We start from the raw sequence: 17,574 nt of genomic DNA, 5'->3' as shown, positions 1-17,574 counted from the left end.
GCATCGCCTCCGGGCACTCAATCAAATCCCGTCGCCGTACTCAAACCCGTGGTTAATCCCATTAAAATGCTGATCCATATCCATCGCGGGTTTGTCTGATTCCGGCTTGCCGACAATGCGCGCCGGAACGCCTGCGGCGGTGGTGTGCGGCGGTACAGGTTGCAACACCACGGAGCCTGCGCCGATTTTCGCACCGCGGCCAACTTCGATATTGCCGAGGATTTTCGCCCCGGCGCCAATCATTACCCCTTCACGGATTTTCGGGTGACGGTCGCCGCTGGTTTTGCCAGTCCCGCCCAGCGTCACCGACTGCAGAATCGACACGTCATCTTCAATCACCGCGGTTTCACCCACCACAATGCCTGTAGCATGGTCGAGCATGATGCCACGCCCGATTTTAGCCGCCGGGTGGATATCAACCTGGAACGATACGGAGACCTGATTTTGCAGGAAAATGGCCAACGCGCGGCGTCCCTGGTTCCACAGCCAGTGGCCGATGCGGTACGCCTGTAGCGCGTGAAAACCTTTCAGATACAAAAGCGGCGTAGAGTATTTATCCACCGCCGGATCGCGGGTGCGCACCGCCTGAATGTCGCAGGCCGCTGAGGCGATCATCTCCGGGTCAGCCGCATAGGCTTCCTCGACCACTTCACGAATGGCGATGGCAGGCATAATCGGTGATGCCAGCTTATTTGCCAGCATATAGCTTAGCGCGCTGCCCAGGTTTTCATGCTTGAGTAACGTTGCGTGGTAAAAACTGGCCAGCATTGGCTCACAGTCCGCCAGCGCCCGGGCTTCGGCTTTAATATTATTCCAGACGATATCCAGTTCTTCACACGGCATTGCTTACTCCAGACGTAATAAGTTCAGCCAGTCACTGCTTAACTGGCTGAGGACATAAACACAAAATCATTCTTACTGTGTCGCGACGACGAGGCTGGAAACCCCAGACGCTTACATAAGTAAATGACTGAGGTACGCAGCCGAAGCCAACAACCAGGCAGCATGAAGGATGACGTATGTGCTAAATACTACTGCGCTCGTCCTTGCGCGCACGACCTAATAAGGTCAATGCTGCCTCGCGCGCATTTTTTCCGCAATACAATACCTGATAAATTTCCTCGGTTATTGGCATTTCGACACCAAACCGATGCGCCAGAGCGCGAACTTCTTTGGTATTGCGGTAGCCCTCGACAACCTGACCAATCTGGTCCTGCGCCGTTTGCACGTCCATCCCCTGCCCCAGCGCCATACCAAAACGACGGTTGCGCGACTGATTATCGGTACAGGTCAGCACCAAATCCCCTAAACCCGCCATGCCCATAAAGGTGGCAGGATCGGCACCCAGCGCCGCGCCCAGACGTGACATTTCGGTCAAACCACGGGTGATAAGCGCTGTTCGGGCGTTAGCGCCAAAACCGATGCCGTCCGACATGCCTGCGCCAATCGCAATGACGTTTTTCACCGCGCCGCCAAGCTGCACGCCAATGAAATCCGGATTGCTGTAGACACGGAAGCTTTTACCACAGTGCAGCAATTGCTGGAGATCATCGGCAAACACCGGGTCAGTCGACGCCAGAGAAATCGCCGTTGGCAACCCTGCCGCCAGCTCCTTCGCAAAGGTCGGCCCGGAGATAACCGCCAGAGGAATCTCATCGCCCAGCACTTCACGCGCCACGTCCTGCAACAGGCGCCCCGTCTCAGCTTCCAGACCTTTGGTGGCCCAGACAATGCGCGCATCGCTGCGCATCAGCGGTTTAATCTGCTGTAAAACAGTGCCAAACACGTGGCTTGGCACAACCACGAGAATGTTACGGCTGGCCGCCAGAGCACAAGCGAGATCGCTTTCCAGCGCAAGCGTATCAGGAAAAGGGACATCAGGAAGGAAAGCGGCGTTACAACGGTCATGCTGTAAGGTCGCAATATGTTTCGGGTCATGGCCCCAAAGAACAACCTGGTGGCCATTTCTTGCCAGTGTGATGGCAAGAGCGGTGCCGTAAGAGCCGGCACCGATCACAGTCATTTCAGCATTGCGTGCGTTCATCAGGCATCCTGATGTTGTTCAGCACCTTCGCCAGCCTGCTGCTGCAGATAGTTCATGAACAGCGCATCAAAGTTCACCGGCGCAAGGTTCAGTTGCGGGAAAGTACCGCGGGAAACCAGGCTGGTGATGCACTCACGCGCGTAAGGGAACAGAATGTTCGGGCAATACGCACCGAGGCAATGCGCCAGTTGGTTACCATCGATACCGTCAATGGAGAAGATACCGCCTTGCTGTACTTCGCACAGGAAGCCCGTTTCTTCACCCAGGGAAGCGGTAACGGTAACACGCAGTACCACTTCATAAACGCCTTCAGCCAGCTGAGTGGATGCAGTATCCAGATCCAGTTTCACTTCCGGCTGCCAGTCTTTCTGAAACACATGCGGAGCATTCGGTGCTTCGAAAGAGATATCTTTAGTGTAGATGCGTTGAATCTGGAAAGTCATTTCCGTGTTGTTTTGTTCAGACATGTCTAAAACCCTTAAGTGTTGTCCTTAATACGCTTTATTCTTCAGGCTGCCTCTGTTTGTCGGCCTTGACGCAACGTGAATCACTTCTTCTATGCATTAACGCAACAGGGGATCGAGCCCACCGCGCGCGTCCAGCGCATATAAATCATCACAGCCGCCAATGTGCTGTGCATCAATAAAAATCTGCGGTACCGTCGTACGGCCACTACGCTTAATCATCTCTTCGCGTTTCACCGCGTCGCCATCGATCGGCAGTTCTTCAAAAGAAACGCCTTTGCTGCTCAGTAGCGCTTTTGCGCGATGGCAAAACGGGCAGGTTGCTTTGGTGTAGATCTCAATATTGGCCATGACTTTGCTCCAGTTGTTTCACCCAATGGATTTCATATTGCAGGAAGGCGGCAAAATTATGAATCCCAGGAGCTTACCTCAGTAAGTGACCAGGTTGAATAATTGCAGCCAACGCCCCTGCGGCATGAAAGACGACGGGTAAATTACTTACCGCGTACCAGCGGAAGATTCTCACCGCTCCAGCCTGCGATGCCTTCTTTGAGCACGAAAACTTGCTCGAAACCGGCTTTGATCAGTGCGTTTGCAGGTTCCTGAGCCTGCATCCCGGAGCCGTCCACGACGATAACCGGTTTGCTTTTATGTTTCTCAAGCTCACCTACATTATTGGCCTTGATTTCGGTTGGCAGCAAATTCACTGAGCCTGCGATGTGACCTTTTCGGAAATCATCGCGCTGGCGCAAGTCCACGATAACAGCATCTTCTTTGTTGATCAGACGCGTCGCTTCACCACGAGTGATCACTTTCACTTTCGATGCGAGGCCTTTGAACGTCATGAACAGCACCGCCCCCAGTAATACAACCCAGGCGAGGCAAAGTACGGGGTGGCGACTAACAAATTGCATAATTTCTTGCATGGGGGGTAACAGCTCCCGAATCAGTGAGTAAAAACCAGGAAAGGAGTATACCTGTGCGGTGTAGCAAATACAGCCAGCGAGCGTAATGGAATGCATTTTCTGCGGACTGTTACGAAAAAAATTCATCAACGCCGTGAAATCCTCACCTCCTGCGGCGGTATTCTTTGATCTTCTGCGGCTATTTTATCGATTCAGCTGTAGTAAAATTACGCAAATTTTTCGTCTTTGAGCATGAGGTTGTCGCAATGTTGGTTTCTAAAAAACCTATGGTACTGGTGATCCTGGATGGCTATGGCTACCGTGAAGAGCAGCAGGATAACGCAATTTACAGCGCAAAAACTCCCGTTATGGACGCATTGTGGGCCAAACGTCCACATACTCTGATTGACGCTTCTGGTCTGGAAGTCGGCCTGCCGGATCGCCAGATGGGTAACTCCGAAGTGGGTCACGTCAACCTTGGTGCTGGCCGCATCGTGTATCAGGATTTGACCCGTCTGGATGTTGAAATCAAAGAGCGTACCTTCTTCACCAACCCGGTACTGGCGGGCGCGGTGGATAAAGCCGTTGCTGCGGGCAAAGCCGTTCATATCATGGGTCTGCTGTCTGCCGGTGGCGTTCACAGCCATGAAGATCACATCCTGGCCATGGTAGAGCTGGCCGCTGAGCGCGGTGCGGAAAAAATCTACCTGCATGCATTCCTGGATGGTCGCGATACGCCGCCGCGTAGCGCTGACTCCTCACTGAAACGTTTTGAAGACAAGTTTGCCGCCCTGGGCAAAGGCCGGGTGGCATCTATCATTGGCCGTTACTACGCCATGGACCGCGATAACCGCTGGGACCGTGTTGAACAAGCCTATGACCTGATGACGCTGGCAAAAGGTGAATTCCAGTTCGCGACCGCGGTTGAAGGCCTGGCTGCTGCCTATGCACGTGACGAAAACGACGAATTCGTGAAAGCCACCGTGATCCGCGCCGAAGGCCAGCCCGATGCGGCAATGGAAGACGGCGACGCGCTGATTTTCATGAACTTCCGCGCAGACCGCGCCCGTGAAATCACCCGTGCATTTGTTAACAGCGATTTCGACGGTTTCGCCCGTAAGAAAGTAGTGAACCTCGATTTTGTCATGCTGACCGAATATGCCGCAGACATCAAAACCGCCGTTGCATACCCGCCTGCCTCCCTGGCGAACACCTTCGGCGAATGGATGGCGAAGAAAGACAAAACGCAGTTGCGTATCTCTGAAACGGAAAAATATGCTCACGTGACGTTCTTCTTCAACGGCGGCGTTGAAGAGCCGTTCCCGGGCGAAGATCGTATTCTGATTAACTCTCCGAAAGTGGCGACCTACGATCTGCAGCCGGAAATGAGCTCCGCAGAGCTGACAGAAAAACTGGTTGGCGCTATCACCAGCGGTAAGTACGACACCATCATCTGTAACTACCCGAACGGCGACATGGTCGGCCATACCGGTGTGATGGAAGCGGCAATCAAGGCAGTTGAAGTGCTGGACCACTGTGTTGAGCAGGTAACCAAAGCGGTGGAATCCGTTGGCGGTCAGTTGCTGATCACCGCTGACCACGGTAACGCTGAGCAGATGCGTGACCCGGCAACCGGCCAGGCGCACACTGCCCATACCAACCTGCCAGTCCCGCTGATTTACGTTGGCGATAAAGCGCTGAAAGCGGTCGAAGGTGGCAAACTTTCCGATATCGCACCGACCATGCTGACCCTGATGGGCATGGAAATCCCGAAAGAGATGACTGGTAAGCCGCTGTTCATCGTGGAATAATCGCTCCCCATGAGGGGAAAGGCGATTTTTTCTGTCACATTGGCCGCAGTCAGGCCTTTGCTTTGCGCCAGCGCTTTTAGCGCTGGCGCATTGTTGTGCGCCTTTTCTGCCCACGCGGATGACCGCGACCAGTTAAAATCCATTCAGGCGGATATCGCCGCAAAAGAACGCGACGTACGCCAGCAGCAACAGCAGCGTTCCGGCCTGCTTGCGCAACTCAAAGAGCAAGAAGTCGCCATCTCCGCAGCCACACGTCAGTTGCGCGAAACGCAGAACACTCTCGCCCAGCTCAATAAGCAAATCGATGCCATGAACGCATCTATCGCCAAACTGGAAAAACAGAAGGCGACACAAGAGCATAACCTGGCCGCCCAGTTGGATGCCGCGTTCCGCCAGGGTCAACATACTGGGGTTCAGTTGATTCTCAGCGGGGAAGAAACCCAACGCGGGCAACGTCTGCAGGCCTACTTCGGCTATCTCAACCAGGCCAGGCAGGAGACCATCGCGCAACTCAAGCAAACGCGCGAAGAGGTTGCCACGCAAAAAGCGGAGCTGGAAGAGAAGCAGAGTCAGCAGCAAACGCTGATGTACGAACAAAAAGCACAGCAGGCGAAGCTTGAACAAGCACGCAACGAGCGTAAGAAAACGCTCGCCGGGCTGGAGTCATCTATTCAGGAAGGGCAGCAGCAGTTAGGCGAACTGCGGGCGAACGAATCCCGTTTGCGCGATCGTCTGGCCCGTGCCGAAGCCGCAGCCAAAGCCCGCGCCGAGCGTGAAGCTCGCGAAGCGCAGGCCGTGCGTGAAAAACAGCAGGATGCATCCCGTAAAGGCACCACCTACAAACCGACCGAAGGCGAACGTTCACTGATGTCCCGTACAGGTGGGCTGGGCGCGCCATCCGGCCAGGCTTACTGGCCTGTTCGCGGTCCGTTGCTACATCGTTATGGCGAACAACTGCAGGGTGAGCTACGTTGGAAAGGGATTGTTATCGGTGCGTCTGAGGGTAGCGAAGTCAAAGCCGTGGCCGACGGGCGGGTGATCCTCGCCGACTGGCTGCAGGGATATGGCCTGGTGGTCGTGGTTGAACACGGCAAAGGCGATATGAGTTTGTACGGCTACAACCAGAGCGCGCTGGTGAGCGTAGGCGCGCAAGTCCGCGCCGGTCAGCCGATAGCCCTTGTCGGGAGCAGTGGCGGTCAGGGTAGACCTTCACTTTATTTCGAAATTCGCCGCCAGGGTCAGGCGGTCAATCCACAGCCGTGGTTGGGAAGATAAGTTTTGCTTCAATTTCGTCGCGTTGTTGTTGTCGCTGCCAGCATGCTGGCTTTTTCTGTGCCAGCGTTTGCCGGCAAACTCGCCATTGTTATTGATGATTTCGGTTATCGTCCACAGACCGAAAATCAGGTTATTGCCATGCCTGCGGCGGTCACCGTTGCCGTGCTGCCAAACGCGCCACACGCAAAAGAGATGGCCACCAAAGCCCATAATGCCGGGCATGAGGTGCTGATCCATCTGCCCATGGCGCCGCTCAGCAAACAGCCACTGGAAAAAGATACCCTGCGCCCGGATATGAGCAGCGCGGAGATTGAGCGCATCATCAGCGATGCGGTCAGCAAAGTGCCGTATGCCACCGGGTTAAACAACCATATGGGCAGTGCCATGACCTCCAGCCTGTTTGGCATGCAGAAGGTGATGCAGGTTCTGGGGCATTACGATCTCTACTTTCTGGACAGCATGACCATCGGCAACAGCCAGGCGATGCGCGCCGCAAGCGGTACGGGCGTGAAGGTCATCAAACGTAAAGTGTTTCTTGATGACACGCAAAACGAGAGCGATATTCGCTTTCAGTTTAATCGTGCCGTCGATCAGGCACGTCGTAGCGGTTCAGCCATCGCTATCGGCCACCCGCACCCAACCACAGTACGTGTGCTGCAACAGATGCTTTACAACCTGCCTGCGGATATCACCCTGGTTCGCGCAGGAAGCCTGCTGAATGAACCGCAAACGGATACCTCAACGCCGGGCCAGGTGCCGCCACGCAATCAGCCACCGCGTAACCCGTTCCGGGGCGTGAAGTTGTGCAAAGCGCCGCATAAACCGCAGCCCGTTTATGCCAGCTATTTCTTTACGGTCGTGAAGGACAGCATCAGTGAGAGTACGCTGGTGAAATATGTCACGAATGAGTGGCAAGGCTGGGGTAAAAAACACCCCTAAACCGTACGGGTGTTTTTCTTTTCTTCTGCCACAGCGTTTTTTTCATCGTTGTGGCCATTGTGGGCATACCAGGCTTTGAAATATTTAAGAAAACTGTACAAGGTGGCATATAAACCTGTCACCGCGCCCACTTTGCCGTTACGCCATGCGCCGCTAAATAAATACCATTTAAAGAACGCACCGATGGCGCTAATAATTCCACGGCCAATGGAGGGGCGGACTTTCTGATATTTCACCAGTCGCGTGGTGTAACTATTAAGTTTACTGAATACTTCATGCAGCGAATAAAACGTATCGTGACGCACATGTCCTGGTATTTTTGTCGATGCCGAATAACCTTCCACCTGATCATCAACTGCACGATTGTTAAAACGCGCCGTGCGGCGGTTATATAAACGCACGGGGAAATCAGGGGAGGAGACAGGATATATCGTGCGGGTTTGTTCACCCAGCACATACCAGTAACGCGGCAAACGCCATGCCTGGTCAGCACCTGGCTCTTCACCTGCTTTTAGCTGCAAAATAAAGTTTACCGTCTGCTCATCAAGGATTTCATCGCTATCCATACAGAGCACCCAGTCATGCGCAGCCAGGCTGGTTGCGTGATTCATCTGCGCGCCATGCATCGCATAGGGATGATAATGAACATGAAGATCATATTCCCGACAAATATCCAGCGTCTCGTCTGTACTACCGGAATCCAGAACCACAAAATCATCCGCGATTTTAAGCAGTGGCGGGAGAACGTCCCGTAATAAGCGAGCGGAATTGCAGGTTAACAGACACACCGAAAGTTTGAACATAATTAGCCGCACTGAAAAGGTTAAACGGATCGTCAACGAACTCTACTTTCTAATGTAGAACACTGTTACGGAAATTGTGCCTTTAGTGCGATGTAAGGTTGAAAACAGGAAAAGGATAAGAGAAAGACGCCCGCAGGCGTCTTTATTTTTAGTTCCAGCTAAGGATTACCTTACCTGACTGACCAGAACGCATAGCATCAAAACCTTTCTGGAAGTCATCAATGCCGAAACGGTGGGTGATAATAGGCGACAAATCCAGTCCGGACTGGATTAATGCCGCCATTTTGTACCAGGTTTCAAACATTTCACGGCCATAGATACCTTTAATAAAGAGGCCCTTGAAGATCACTTTATTCCAGTCGATAGCCATATCAGACGGCGGAATGCCCAGCATCGCAATACGACCGCCGTGGTTCATGGTATCAAGCATGGTACGGAAGGCTGGCGGCGCGCCGGACATTTCCAGACCGACATCAAAACCTTCGGTCATTCCCAGCTCTGCCATCACATCGGAGAGGTTCTCTTTCGCTACGTTGACCGCACGGGTAACACCCATTTTACGCGCCAGATCCAGACGGTATTCATTCACGTCAGTGATAACCACATGGCGCGCGCCAACGTGTTTTGCCACCTCTGCCGCCATAATACCAATCGGGCCAGCGCCGGAAACCAGCACATCTTCCCCAACCAGGTCGAAGGAGAGCGCGGTGTGGACCGCGTTGCCGAACGGATCGAAAATAGAGGCCAGGTCGTCGGAAATGTTGTCCGGGATTTTGAAAGCGTTAAAGGCAGGAATAACCAGGTATTCTGCAAAACAACCCGGACGGTTGACGCCAACACCCACGGTGTTGCGGCATAAGTGCGTGCGGCCAGCGCGGCAGTTACGGCAATGGCCGCAGGTAATGTGGCCTTCACCGGAAACGCGGTCGCCGATGTTAAAGCCTTTCACTTCCTGGCCGATGCCAACCACTTCACCCACGTACTCGTGCCCAACCACCATCGGTACCGGGATCGTTTTTTGCGACCATTCGTCCCAGTTATAGATATGCACATCAGTACCGCAAATAGCCGTTTTGCGAATTTTAATCAGCAGGTCGTTATGTCCGACTTCCGGGGCCGGAACATCGTTCATCCAGATGCCTTCTTCCGCTTTCAGCTTAGATAGCGCTTTCATCTTACGTCCTCAGGCGATGACGCCCAGTTGTTTACCGATGCGGGTAAAGGCAGCCACCGCACGTTCGATTTGCTCAGGGGTATGAGCAGCAGACATTTGGGTGCGAATACGCGCCTGGCCTTTTGGCACAACCGGGAAGAAGAAGCCCGTCACGTAAATCCCCTCTTTTTGCAGCTCGCGGGCAAAGTTCTGCGCCACTACCGCATCACCGAGCATTACCGGAATGATGGCGTGATCGGCGCCCGCCAGGGTAAAGCCTGCGGCACTCATCTTTTCACGGAACAGACGCGCGTTAGACCACAGACGGTCACGCAGCTCGCTTCCCGCTTCAACCATCTCCAGCACCTTAATGGAGGCAGCGACGATCGCCGGGGCCAGAGAGTTGGAGAACAGATACGGGCGTGAGCGCTGACGCAGCCACTCAACGACCTCTTTACGCGCTGCGGTATAACCGCCAGACGCGCCGCCGAGCGCTTTACCCAGCGTACCGGTAATGATGTCCACACGGCCCATGACGTCGCAGTACTCGTGCGAGCCACGACCGTTATCACCAACAAACCCCACCGCGTGGGAGTCATCAACCATTACCAGCGCATCGTACTTATCTGCCAGGTCGCAGACACCTTTCAGGTTGGCAATCACGCCGTCCATCGAGAAGACGCCGTCGGTGGCAATCAGCACATGGCGGGCACCGGCTTCGCGGGCCTCTTTCAGACGCGCTTCCAGCTCCTGCATATCGTTGTTGGCGTAGCGGAAACGCTTCGCTTTACACAGACGCACGCCGTCGATGATCGAGGCATGGTTCAGGGCATCAGAGATAATGGCGTCTTCTGCGCCCAGCAGGGTTTCGAACAGACCGCCGTTTGCATCGAAGCAGGAGGAATAGAGGATCGCATCTTCCATACCGAGGAACTCAGCGAGTTTCTTTTCAAGCTCTTTGTGGCTGTCCTGCGTACCGCAAATAAAACGTACAGAAGCCATGCCAAAGCCGTGGCTGTCCATCCCCGCTTTCGCGGCGGCAATCAATTCAGGATGGTTGGCCAGACCGAGGTAGTTGTTGGCGCAGAAGTTAATGACGTGGCTTCCATTCGCCACGGTGATATCAGCTTGCTGGGCCGACGTGATAATGCGTTCTTCTTTAAACAACCCTTCCGCACGTGCGGTCTCCAGGTCGCTCGTTAACTGCTTGTAAAAATCCCCACGCATCGCAATTCTCCAGACTGGGCAAATTTCGGCACATATTACCCAAAGCTATACGTTGATACGAGATGACGCATCACCTGTTGCGCATTTTGTAGCATAAATCACGTGTAAGATTATGGCCTGTCCGTGAATGGCTGTCGGGCTGGCAATGAGATGGTATGATAAGAATCATTAGTGTCTGAGATAGTCTCGGAGCTCCACAATTCAAAGGTCATAGTTATGATTATCGTTACCGGCGGCGCGGGTTTTATCGGCAGCAATATCGTTAAAGCCCTGAATGATAAAGGCATCACCGACATTCTGGTGGTGGACAATCTGAAAGACGGCACCAAGTTTGTGAACCTGGTGGATCTGGATATTGCCGACTACATGGACAAAGAAGACTTCCTTATCCAGATTATGGCGGGTGAAGAATTCGGCGATATCGAGGCTATTTTCCACGAAGGCGCCTGCTCCTCTACCACTGAGTGGGACGGTAAGTACATGATGGATAATAACTATCAGTACTCCAAAGAGGTTCTGCACTACTGTCTGGAACGTGAAATTCCGTTCCTGTACGCCTCTTCTGCGGCGACCTACGGCGGGCGCACCAGCGACTTTATCGAATCCCGTGAATATGAAAAACCGCTGAATGTCTATGGTTACTCTAAATTCCTGTTCGATGAGTATGTGCGCCAGATCCTGCCGGAAGCCAACTCTCCGGTTGTCGGTTTCCGCTATTTCAACGTTTACGGGCCGCGCGAAGGGCACAAAGGCAGCATGGCGAGCGTAGCGTTCCACCTCAACACCCAGTTGAATAATGGCGAAAGCCCGAAACTGTTTGAAGGCAGCGACAGCTTCAAACGCGACTTCGTCTATGTAGGCGACGTGGCTGCCGTCAACCTGTGGTTCTGGGAAAATGGCGTATCCGGTATTTTCAACCTCGGGACCGGCCGTGCGGAATCTTTCCAGGCCGTGGCCGATGCCACGCTGGCGTTCCACAAAAAAGGCAGCATCGAATACATTCCGTTCCCGGATAAACTGAAAGGCCGCTATCAGGCATTCACCCAGGCTGACTTAACCAACCTGCGTGCCGCGGGCTATGACAAGCCATTCAAAACCGTTGCCGAAGGCGTAACGGAATATATGGCCTGGCTGAACCGCGATAACGGCACCCATTCATAAAATCATTAAAGCGGTATCAAGACGGCAACTGAGTGAGTCCCCAGGAGCATAGAATAACGATGTGACTGGGGTGAACAAAGGCAGCCAACGCAGAGACAGCTTGAAGGATGAAGTGAATGAAAATATTGGTGATCGGCCCGTCCTGGGTGGGCGACATGATGATGTCGCAAAGTCTCTATCGCACGCTCAAAGCGCGCTACCCCCAGGCGATTATCGACGTGATGGCACCCGCATGGTGCCGTCCGCTGTTATCGCGGATGCCGGAAGTCAACGAGGCGATTCCGATGCCGCTGGGCCACGGCGCGCTGGAACTTGGCGAACGCCGTAAGTTGGGTCACAGCCTGCGGGAAAAACGCTATGACCGGGCATACGTCCTGCCAAACTCCTTTAAATCGGCGCTGGTGCCGTTCTTTGCCAACGTGCCTCACCGTACCGGCTGGCGCGGCGAAATGCGCTACGGCTTACTGAACGATGTGCGTGTTTTGGACAAGCAGGCCTGGCCGCTAATGGTCGAACGCTATGTTGCATTGGCCTACGATAAAGGCGTGATGGCATCGGCGAAAGATTTGCCGCAACCGCTGTTGTGGCCGCAGTTACAGGTGACTGAAAGCGAAAAAGGCCAGACCTGTGCTGCCTTTAGCCTCTCAGCAGAACGTCCGCTAATCGGTTTTTGCCCCGGCGCTGAGTTTGGTCCGGCCAAGCGCTGGCCACACTATCACTATGCGGAACTGGCAAAACAGCTAATTGATGAAGGCTTCCAAATTGTGCTGTTTGGTTCGGCGAAAGATCATGAAGCAGGCAATCAGATTCTCGCGACGCTAAGCGTTGAACAGCAGGCCTGGTGCCGTAATCTGGCTGGAGAAACCCAACTGGAACAGGCGGTCATTCTGCTCGCGTCCTGTAAAGCGGTCGTCAGCAATGACTCTGGCCTGATGCATGTTGCCGCAGCACTCAATCGCCCGCTGGTCGCACTTTATGGGCCAAGCAGCCCGGATTTCACGCCACCGCTGTCGCACAAAGCGCGGGTGATTCGCCTGATTACCGGCTACCACAAAGTACGCAAAGGCGATGCCGCCGAAGGCTATCATCAGAGCCTGATCGACATTACCCCGCAGCAGGTATTGAGCGAGCTAAACACGCTGTTGCTGAATGAAGAAGGATAACGCATGCGGGTTCTTATCGTTAAAACCTCTTCAATGGGTGATGTACTGCATACCCTGCCCGCGTTAACTGACGCGGTGCGGGCCATTCCCGGTATTCGCTTTGACTGGGTGGTAGAAGAAAACTTTGCGCAAATCCCGTCGTGGCATGATGCGGTCGACAGGGTTATTCCCGTGGCGATTCGCCGCTGGCGTAAAGCGTGGTTTTCTGCGCCTGTAAAAGCAGAGCGTCGCGCATTTCGTCACGCCGTGCAGGCCGAATATTACGACGTTATCATCGATGCTCAAGGGCTGGTAAAAAGCGCCGCGCTGGTGACACGTCTGGCCCACGGCATCAAACATGGGATGGACTGGCAAACCGCGCGTGAACCGCTGGCGAGCCTGTTCTATAACCGTCGTCACCACATTGCAAAGCAGCAGCATGCGGTGGAACGCACCCGTGAACTGTTCGCGAAAAGCCTGGGCTACGACAAACCGCAAACTCAGGGTGATTACGCCATTGCCCGCCATTTTCCCAATAGCAGCAGCCTGAAAGCGCCGTATGCTGTCTTTTTACATGCCACAACGCGTGATGATAAACACTGGCCTGAGAGCCACTGGCGCGAGCTGATTGGCCTGCTGGCTAACAGCGGTCTGCGTATTAAGCTTCCGTGGGGCGCGCCGCATGAAGAGGCACGGGCAAAACGCCTTGCCGAGGGCTATGATTTCGTTGATGTCCTGCCACGCATGAGCCTGGAGAATGTTGCTCAGGTACTGGCCGGGGCAAAGTTTGTGGTTTCCGTCGATACCGGTCTGAGTCATTTAACGGCGGCACTGGATCGCCCAAATTTGACGCTCTACGGGCCAACAGACCCAGGGTTGATCGGCGGTTACGGTAAAAACCAGCGCGAGATGACTAGCGCAACACGAAGTATGGATGCAATCACGGCAGATCGTATTTTTGAAATTCTAAAAAACGATCACTATATCGACTCCCTTTAGAAAAATACGCATGCTTATTCCTCTTTTATCACCACCTGCATCTGTGCATAAGATTGTCGTGGTCTGCTGGCCCGGTATCACATCAGACATCACAGTAAATCCTGCACCTAAGGAACATTGCTCAAATCCAGGAATAAATAATGAAACCGCATAAGCAGAAAAAATTTGCGACCCTACGCGCATGGAACCGGAAACGTAACTATTTCATGAAAGCATTGCGCATGCGAATGGCAAAATGGATATGGGATGAACCGGTCAGAAGACCCTTTGATTTGCGGGCGATCAGTAAAGTACTGCTTCTGCGCAACGACGGTAAGATTGGCGATATGATTGTCTCAACATCGCTGATCAGAGAGCTTAAGACCAACGGCTATACGGTTGATATTCTGGCAACGCGCAGTAATGTTGTGGTGATTGAGCACAATCCGCACATCCGAAAAATACACTTCGATGATAACCCAAACATCACGACTGAACTGGCGGCTGAGGATTACGATCTGGTGATCGATATGGGTGATAAGATATCGCCCGCCAGTTTCCATTTTTTAAAGAAAATTAAAGCGAAAAACGTTCTCGGTTTTAATAAAGAACAATATAACCTCTACAATAAAACCATCGCCTTTCTGGGTTATCAGGAACACATCACTCATCGCTACGCCTTGCTCATGGATGAGCTAAATTTTAGCCACTCCAGTACAGCTTACGAACTGTTCTATCCGGATGTTATCAATACCGAAACAACGGCTTTCCTACAAACCTTGCCTAATGCAAAAAATATTATCGTTAACCCTTTTGCTGCCGATGCTAAAAGAGAAATGTCTGTCACACAGGTGCGGCAACTTTTTTCTGAACTACGTAAAAAACACCCTGATTATAATATAGTCTACTTTGATCCTAATAAGCGATTTGATATCGAGTTACCCGATGGGGTTTACAAAAATCCACACCCGACTTTATACAGCGCAATGGCTCTGATTGCCCATGCTGATCTGATCATATCGCCGGATACCGCTATCGTACATATTGCTGCGACCTATAATAAACCGCTTGTTGCATTATATGGTAACGAGATGCATGGTAAATATCATAACAATGATATTTGGGGTCCGGGATATGATGCAGCCGTTCAGATCATGACTAAGGACAAATATCACCCCATTTCAACCATTAAAGTCAGTGACATTATCGATGCCGTTGGACATATGCTTCATAAGCATACGACGAATAGTCATGCATAATTAAGGGGGGATGGTTCCCCCCTCATACTATCGTTGCTTGTTAAAAGAAATAGCGCATAACGTTAGCGAAATCAGGAAAAGCATAGCCGTCTGAGCATTAATCAATACGGAATCCGCCAGACCGCAGACAAACATAACGGATAGTGGGAGCGCCGCTGACGTAAATACTCTTTTGGTTATCGCAACTCGCAGATAGGAAAGATAAATCAAAGCAAAAAATAGCAACCCCAAAACACCCTGCAAGGTTAATATTTCAAGGAATTCATTGTGCATGTTGTATCTGACATTGGTATATCCCTCCAGATTACCTGGATGGTGTTCCTTAATATATGACTGCGCAAATGTCGTCCTTTGATATGGCGTACTGAAAAGAAAATGATGGCTGGCAAAGTGAATGCCACTGTCCCAAATTGCTACCCTTGCCCCCAACGATGTTGAGCTATTTGTTTGATAATCTTCAATATTTTTTATCCCTTCGGCCCAGCGCTGATTTGTAACACCAATAATGAAGAGAGCTAAAACAAAGCTAGCAATAATAATTGTTCGACCCTTTACATACCTTTTTAAATCGCCATTCATTAAGAGATACAGTACTGTCACGACAATAAATGCCAGAACGGAAATCCGGGTTTCACAAAGTATTAATAACGCGAAAATGATCGCGGCATAAAACAGGTCAAAGAGATGCTCTAAGGCTTGTGATGTTTGCCTCGATAGCGCTAAATAAGAAGCATAAGCCATCAGAATCATATACGATGAACTGCTTGCTGCATCCGCCGTTAATTTTATCCGCTCATGAGTTACATAAAAATATTCGTAGCAGCCAACACCCGCAGTTATAACAATAGCCACAAAAAGAATGACTTTACAAATTGTAATGGTTTTTGCTGTAATAAACTTAGATAAAACCAATGCAGCACCGATCATAAACGCTGACAAAATAAAGCGTTTACCACTGAGATCATAATTCCTTAGATTATTAAGGTCATACTCACTAAAATTTGAGGTATCTGACTTAGAATAAACAAACCAGCAATATCGAATGACACCAGTTATCAGTAAGGCCAAAATCAAGGGAAATACTGGCGTAACGACTGCAAACAGTTCACGGCGTTTAAAATACGCATAGCAAACAATGAAAAAAGAGACATAACCTAACGTATAAAATATTTTTTGAGAAAATCCAATAGTAAAAAGGGTAGTAGATAATGACAGTACCAGCATGATAAAAAACAGATTAGCACTTAATTCTGGGTAATTCTTTCTTGTTGATACATTCTTCATAATGTACCTTGCTTACGTTGCTGCAATATATTTTTGAAATTCGTCATATAGGCATCTTCATAAAAATCATGGATACTGTCTTTCACAATCTCCTGATCCGGCAGTGTCTTACAAAAATCAGGCGCATCAAGGATACTCACTAACTCATCGACATTGTACGTCTCATAGAGTTGCCCATTGATGCCGTCTTTAATGATATCCGAAGGACCACTGACACAATCAGAAGATACACAATAAATACCACGAGCAATGGCCTCTAACAGAACCAGTGGCAATCCTTCCATTGAGGAGGTCAGCACCAGGCAGGTAACCTCTTTAATATTTTTCTCAATGTAATCCCAACTGTTGTCCTGCCAGCCATGCCAGGTAATGTGCTGTGCAATTCCCAGGCTGTCGGCATAGGCCAGGCATCGAGCATAATCCTCACCGTCCCCCAGAATATCGAGAGACCAGGTGGTTGTTAATTTGCTCGCAGCATCAAGCAGGTCTTTAAGATTCTTTTGCCCGGTGAAATGGATGCGGCCGAGGTATAACATCTTCAAACTCTCGGGCCGCTTAATCACAGTCGCCACCTTTCTGACGGGGTTAAATACCACGTCGATAGACTCTGGCGCCGCCCCTAATGCGACCAGTTGATTTGCAATGTCCCTACTGATGGCGAAATGGTGGTCAGCACGCATCAGGTAACGAGGCCGATATCTGCCATTGGGCGGCAAATGCATCCAGGTGGATAAAACTGTCTTTACACGAGAAAGCGTAATTGCGCGCCTGGCAATGAGACATGGAATGGTGTTCATCGCAATGACATGATCTGGTTTATGTTTCGCAATAAATAACGCCAGCATGACAGCATGCATCAAGCGTGTAATTTTTGGGTTACGAGTGATCCTTTTGCTTTGTCCCCAAACAATACCTTCACGCCAGGACGAAGCGGAAAATTCGCAATCGCTATCAAGAAGAAAAAGACCTGCCGAATACTCAGGATCGGCGTTTAATTGCAATATGACCTGCCGAGTAACATTTTCCATACCTCCTCTTCCTGCCAGCATTTCAGCGATAAAGAGGATTTTTTTCTTTTCGATCATGAGTATTCTTCTGAGTAATTACTATCATCATAAACATGGTGACT

Annotated in this window: 17 protein-coding genes; 7 read left to right on the top strand and 10 right to left on the bottom strand. The window is 51.5% G+C overall.

The genetic code is table 11. The features are described 5' to 3' along the window. Positions 1-21 precede the first annotated feature (21 nt). The 5 genes from cysE to C5523_RS00660 form a co-directional block, all read right to left on the bottom strand. Entirely contained in the window at positions 22-843 is an 822-nt protein-coding gene (gene cysE / locus C5523_RS00680; protein ID WP_047372612.1) for a serine O-acetyltransferase, read from the bottom strand. A gap of 181 nt (positions 844-1,024) precedes the next feature. Continuing rightward, the gene (gene gpsA, locus C5523_RS00675) at positions 1,025-2,044 is read right to left on the bottom strand and encodes an NAD(P)H-dependent glycerol-3-phosphate dehydrogenase (RefSeq protein ID WP_039080136.1); all 1,020 of its coding nucleotides are present in this window, start codon (positions 2,042-2,044) and stop codon (positions 1,025-1,027) included. Continuing rightward, positions 2,044-2,511, bottom strand: a complete 468-nt coding sequence (gene secB / locus C5523_RS00670) for a protein-export chaperone SecB (RefSeq protein ID WP_039080135.1) — start codon at positions 2,509-2,511, stop codon at positions 2,044-2,046. Before secB ends, gpsA begins: the two co-directional genes overlap by 1 nt. Positions 2,512-2,607: 96 nt before the next feature. Further along, positions 2,608-2,859 carry a glutaredoxin 3 gene (grxC, locus tag C5523_RS00665; protein WP_039080134.1) on the bottom strand — a complete coding sequence of 84 codons (252 nt, stop codon included), beginning with the start codon at positions 2,857-2,859 and terminating at the stop codon, positions 2,608-2,610. A gap of 143 nt (positions 2,860-3,002) precedes the next feature. Next, positions 3,003-3,434, bottom strand: a complete 432-nt coding sequence (locus C5523_RS00660; protein WP_039080265.1) for a rhodanese-like domain-containing protein — start codon at positions 3,432-3,434, stop codon at positions 3,003-3,005. Between the two features lie 245 nt (positions 3,435-3,679). Here C5523_RS00660 and gpmM point away from each other — a divergent pair, with 245 nt between their 5' ends. From gpmM to C5523_RS00645, 3 genes are read left to right on the top strand one after another with little or no spacing between them, the layout of a single operon-like run. Then, complete coding sequence (gene gpmM / locus C5523_RS00655) at positions 3,680-5,224, top strand: 2,3-bisphosphoglycerate-independent phosphoglycerate mutase (protein ID WP_108702272.1); 1,545 nt, start codon at positions 3,680-3,682, stop codon at positions 5,222-5,224. A 9-nt stretch (positions 5,225-5,233) separates the two neighbouring features. Next, positions 5,234-6,499 (top strand): murein hydrolase activator EnvC, encoded by a 1,266-nt coding sequence (gene envC / locus C5523_RS00650; protein ID WP_039080133.1) that lies wholly within the window; start codon positions 5,234-5,236, stop codon positions 6,497-6,499. 3 nt (positions 6,500-6,502) lie between these two features. After that, positions 6,503-7,438: a divergent polysaccharide deacetylase family protein gene (locus tag C5523_RS00645; protein WP_039080132.1), complete on the top strand. Its 936-nt coding sequence runs from the start codon at positions 6,503-6,505 to the stop codon at positions 7,436-7,438. On the opposite strand, the gene C5523_RS00640 is transcribed toward C5523_RS00645, so the two are convergent. The 3 genes from C5523_RS00640 to kbl all read right to left on the bottom strand — a co-directional run bounded on the left by C5523_RS00640 (position 7,435) and on the right by kbl (position 10,621). Beyond that, entirely contained in the window at positions 7,435-8,241 is an 807-nt protein-coding gene (locus C5523_RS00640; protein WP_107222641.1) for a glycosyltransferase family 2 protein, read from the bottom strand. The two genes, C5523_RS00645 and C5523_RS00640, sit on opposite strands and share 4 nt — an antisense overlap. Positions 8,242-8,389: 148 nt before the next feature. Continuing rightward, complete coding sequence (gene tdh, locus C5523_RS00635) at positions 8,390-9,415, bottom strand: L-threonine 3-dehydrogenase (RefSeq protein WP_108700453.1); 1,026 nt, start codon at positions 9,413-9,415, stop codon at positions 8,390-8,392. A 9-nt stretch (positions 9,416-9,424) separates the two neighbouring features. Next, positions 9,425-10,621: a glycine C-acetyltransferase gene (kbl, locus tag C5523_RS00630; RefSeq protein ID WP_039080129.1), complete on the bottom strand. Its 1,197-nt coding sequence runs from the start codon at positions 10,619-10,621 to the stop codon at positions 9,425-9,427. A 216-nt stretch (positions 10,622-10,837) separates the two neighbouring features. On the opposite strand from kbl, the gene rfaD reads away from it, so the two are divergent. The 4 genes from rfaD to C5523_RS00610 all read left to right on the top strand — a co-directional run bounded on the left by rfaD (position 10,838) and on the right by C5523_RS00610 (position 15,161). Then, the gene (gene rfaD / locus C5523_RS00625; protein ID WP_039080128.1) at positions 10,838-11,782 is read left to right on the top strand and encodes an ADP-glyceromanno-heptose 6-epimerase; all 945 of its coding nucleotides are present in this window, start codon (positions 10,838-10,840) and stop codon (positions 11,780-11,782) included. A gap of 116 nt (positions 11,783-11,898) precedes the next feature. Further along, positions 11,899-12,945: an ADP-heptose--LPS heptosyltransferase RfaF gene (gene rfaF, locus C5523_RS00620; protein ID WP_071195066.1), complete on the top strand. Its 1,047-nt coding sequence runs from the start codon at positions 11,899-11,901 to the stop codon at positions 12,943-12,945. A gap of 3 nt (positions 12,946-12,948) precedes the next feature. Next, a complete protein-coding gene (gene rfaC, locus C5523_RS00615; protein ID WP_108700452.1) occupies positions 12,949-13,923 on the top strand; it encodes a lipopolysaccharide heptosyltransferase RfaC in 975 nt (324 codons plus the stop codon). 140 nt (positions 13,924-14,063) lie between these two features. Beyond that, on the top strand, positions 14,064-15,161 hold the full coding sequence (locus C5523_RS00610) for a glycosyltransferase family 9 protein (RefSeq protein WP_108700451.1): 1,098 nt from the start codon (positions 14,064-14,066) through the stop codon (positions 15,159-15,161). 27 nt (positions 15,162-15,188) lie between these two features. Here the strand turns inward: C5523_RS00610 and C5523_RS00605 are convergent, their stop codons facing one another. Together C5523_RS00605 and C5523_RS00600 are read right to left on the bottom strand one after the other, a co-directional pair. Continuing rightward, the gene (locus C5523_RS00605) at positions 15,189-16,445 is read right to left on the bottom strand and encodes an O-antigen ligase (RefSeq protein ID WP_108700450.1); all 1,257 of its coding nucleotides are present in this window, start codon (positions 16,443-16,445) and stop codon (positions 15,189-15,191) included. Further along, on the bottom strand, positions 16,442-17,530 hold the full coding sequence (locus tag C5523_RS00600; protein WP_039080124.1) for a glycosyltransferase: 1,089 nt from the start codon (positions 17,528-17,530) through the stop codon (positions 16,442-16,444). The genes C5523_RS00605 and C5523_RS00600 overlap by 4 nt, the downstream gene beginning before the upstream one ends. Positions 17,531-17,574: the final 44 nt, after the last annotated feature.

The sequence above is a fragment of the Phytobacter sp. SCO41 genome (assembly GCF_003073275.1).
GTDB classification, from domain to species: Bacteria; Pseudomonadota; Gammaproteobacteria; order Enterobacterales; family Enterobacteriaceae; genus Phytobacter; species Phytobacter diazotrophicus.
Note: the sequence above shows the minus strand (reverse complement) of the source record. Positions and strands in the feature narration are given on the sequence as shown.

Coding starts and splice junctions, on each gene's coding strand:
- cysE (WP_047372612.1), bottom strand. CDS start 843: ATGCCGTGTGAAGAACTGGATATCGTCTGGAATAATATTAAAGCCGAA.
- gpsA (WP_039080136.1), bottom strand. CDS start 2,044: ATGAACGCACGCAATGCTGAAATGACTGTGATCGGTGCCGGCTCTTAC.
- secB (WP_039080135.1), bottom strand. CDS start 2,511: ATGTCTGAACAAAACAACACGGAAATGACTTTCCAGATTCAACGCATC.
- grxC (WP_039080134.1), bottom strand. CDS start 2,859: ATGGCCAATATTGAGATCTACACCAAAGCAACCTGCCCGTTTTGCCAT.
- C5523_RS00660 (WP_039080265.1), bottom strand. CDS start 3,434: ATGCAAGAAATTATGCAATTTGTTAGTCGCCACCCCGTACTTTGCCTC.
- gpmM (WP_108702272.1), top strand. CDS start 3,680: ATGTTGGTTTCTAAAAAACCTATGGTACTGGTGATCCTGGATGGCTAT.
- envC (WP_039080133.1), top strand. CDS start 5,234: ATGAGGGGAAAGGCGATTTTTTCTGTCACATTGGCCGCAGTCAGGCCT.
- C5523_RS00640 (WP_107222641.1), bottom strand. CDS start 8,241: ATGTTCAAACTTTCGGTGTGTCTGTTAACCTGCAATTCCGCTCGCTTA.
- tdh (WP_108700453.1), bottom strand. CDS start 9,415: ATGAAAGCGCTATCTAAGCTGAAAGCGGAAGAAGGCATCTGGATGAAC.
- kbl (WP_039080129.1), bottom strand. CDS start 10,621: ATGCGTGGGGATTTTTACAAGCAGTTAACGAGCGACCTGGAGACCGCA.
- rfaD (WP_039080128.1), top strand. CDS start 10,838: ATGATTATCGTTACCGGCGGCGCGGGTTTTATCGGCAGCAATATCGTT.
- rfaF (WP_071195066.1), top strand. CDS start 11,899: ATGAAAATATTGGTGATCGGCCCGTCCTGGGTGGGCGACATGATGATG.
- rfaC (WP_108700452.1), top strand. CDS start 12,949: ATGCGGGTTCTTATCGTTAAAACCTCTTCAATGGGTGATGTACTGCAT.
- C5523_RS00610 (WP_108700451.1), top strand. CDS start 14,064: ATGAAACCGCATAAGCAGAAAAAATTTGCGACCCTACGCGCATGGAAC.
- C5523_RS00605 (WP_108700450.1), bottom strand. CDS start 16,445: ATGAAGAATGTATCAACAAGAAAGAATTACCCAGAATTAAGTGCTAAT.
- C5523_RS00600 (WP_039080124.1), bottom strand. CDS start 17,530: ATGATCGAAAAGAAAAAAATCCTCTTTATCGCTGAAATGCTGGCAGGA.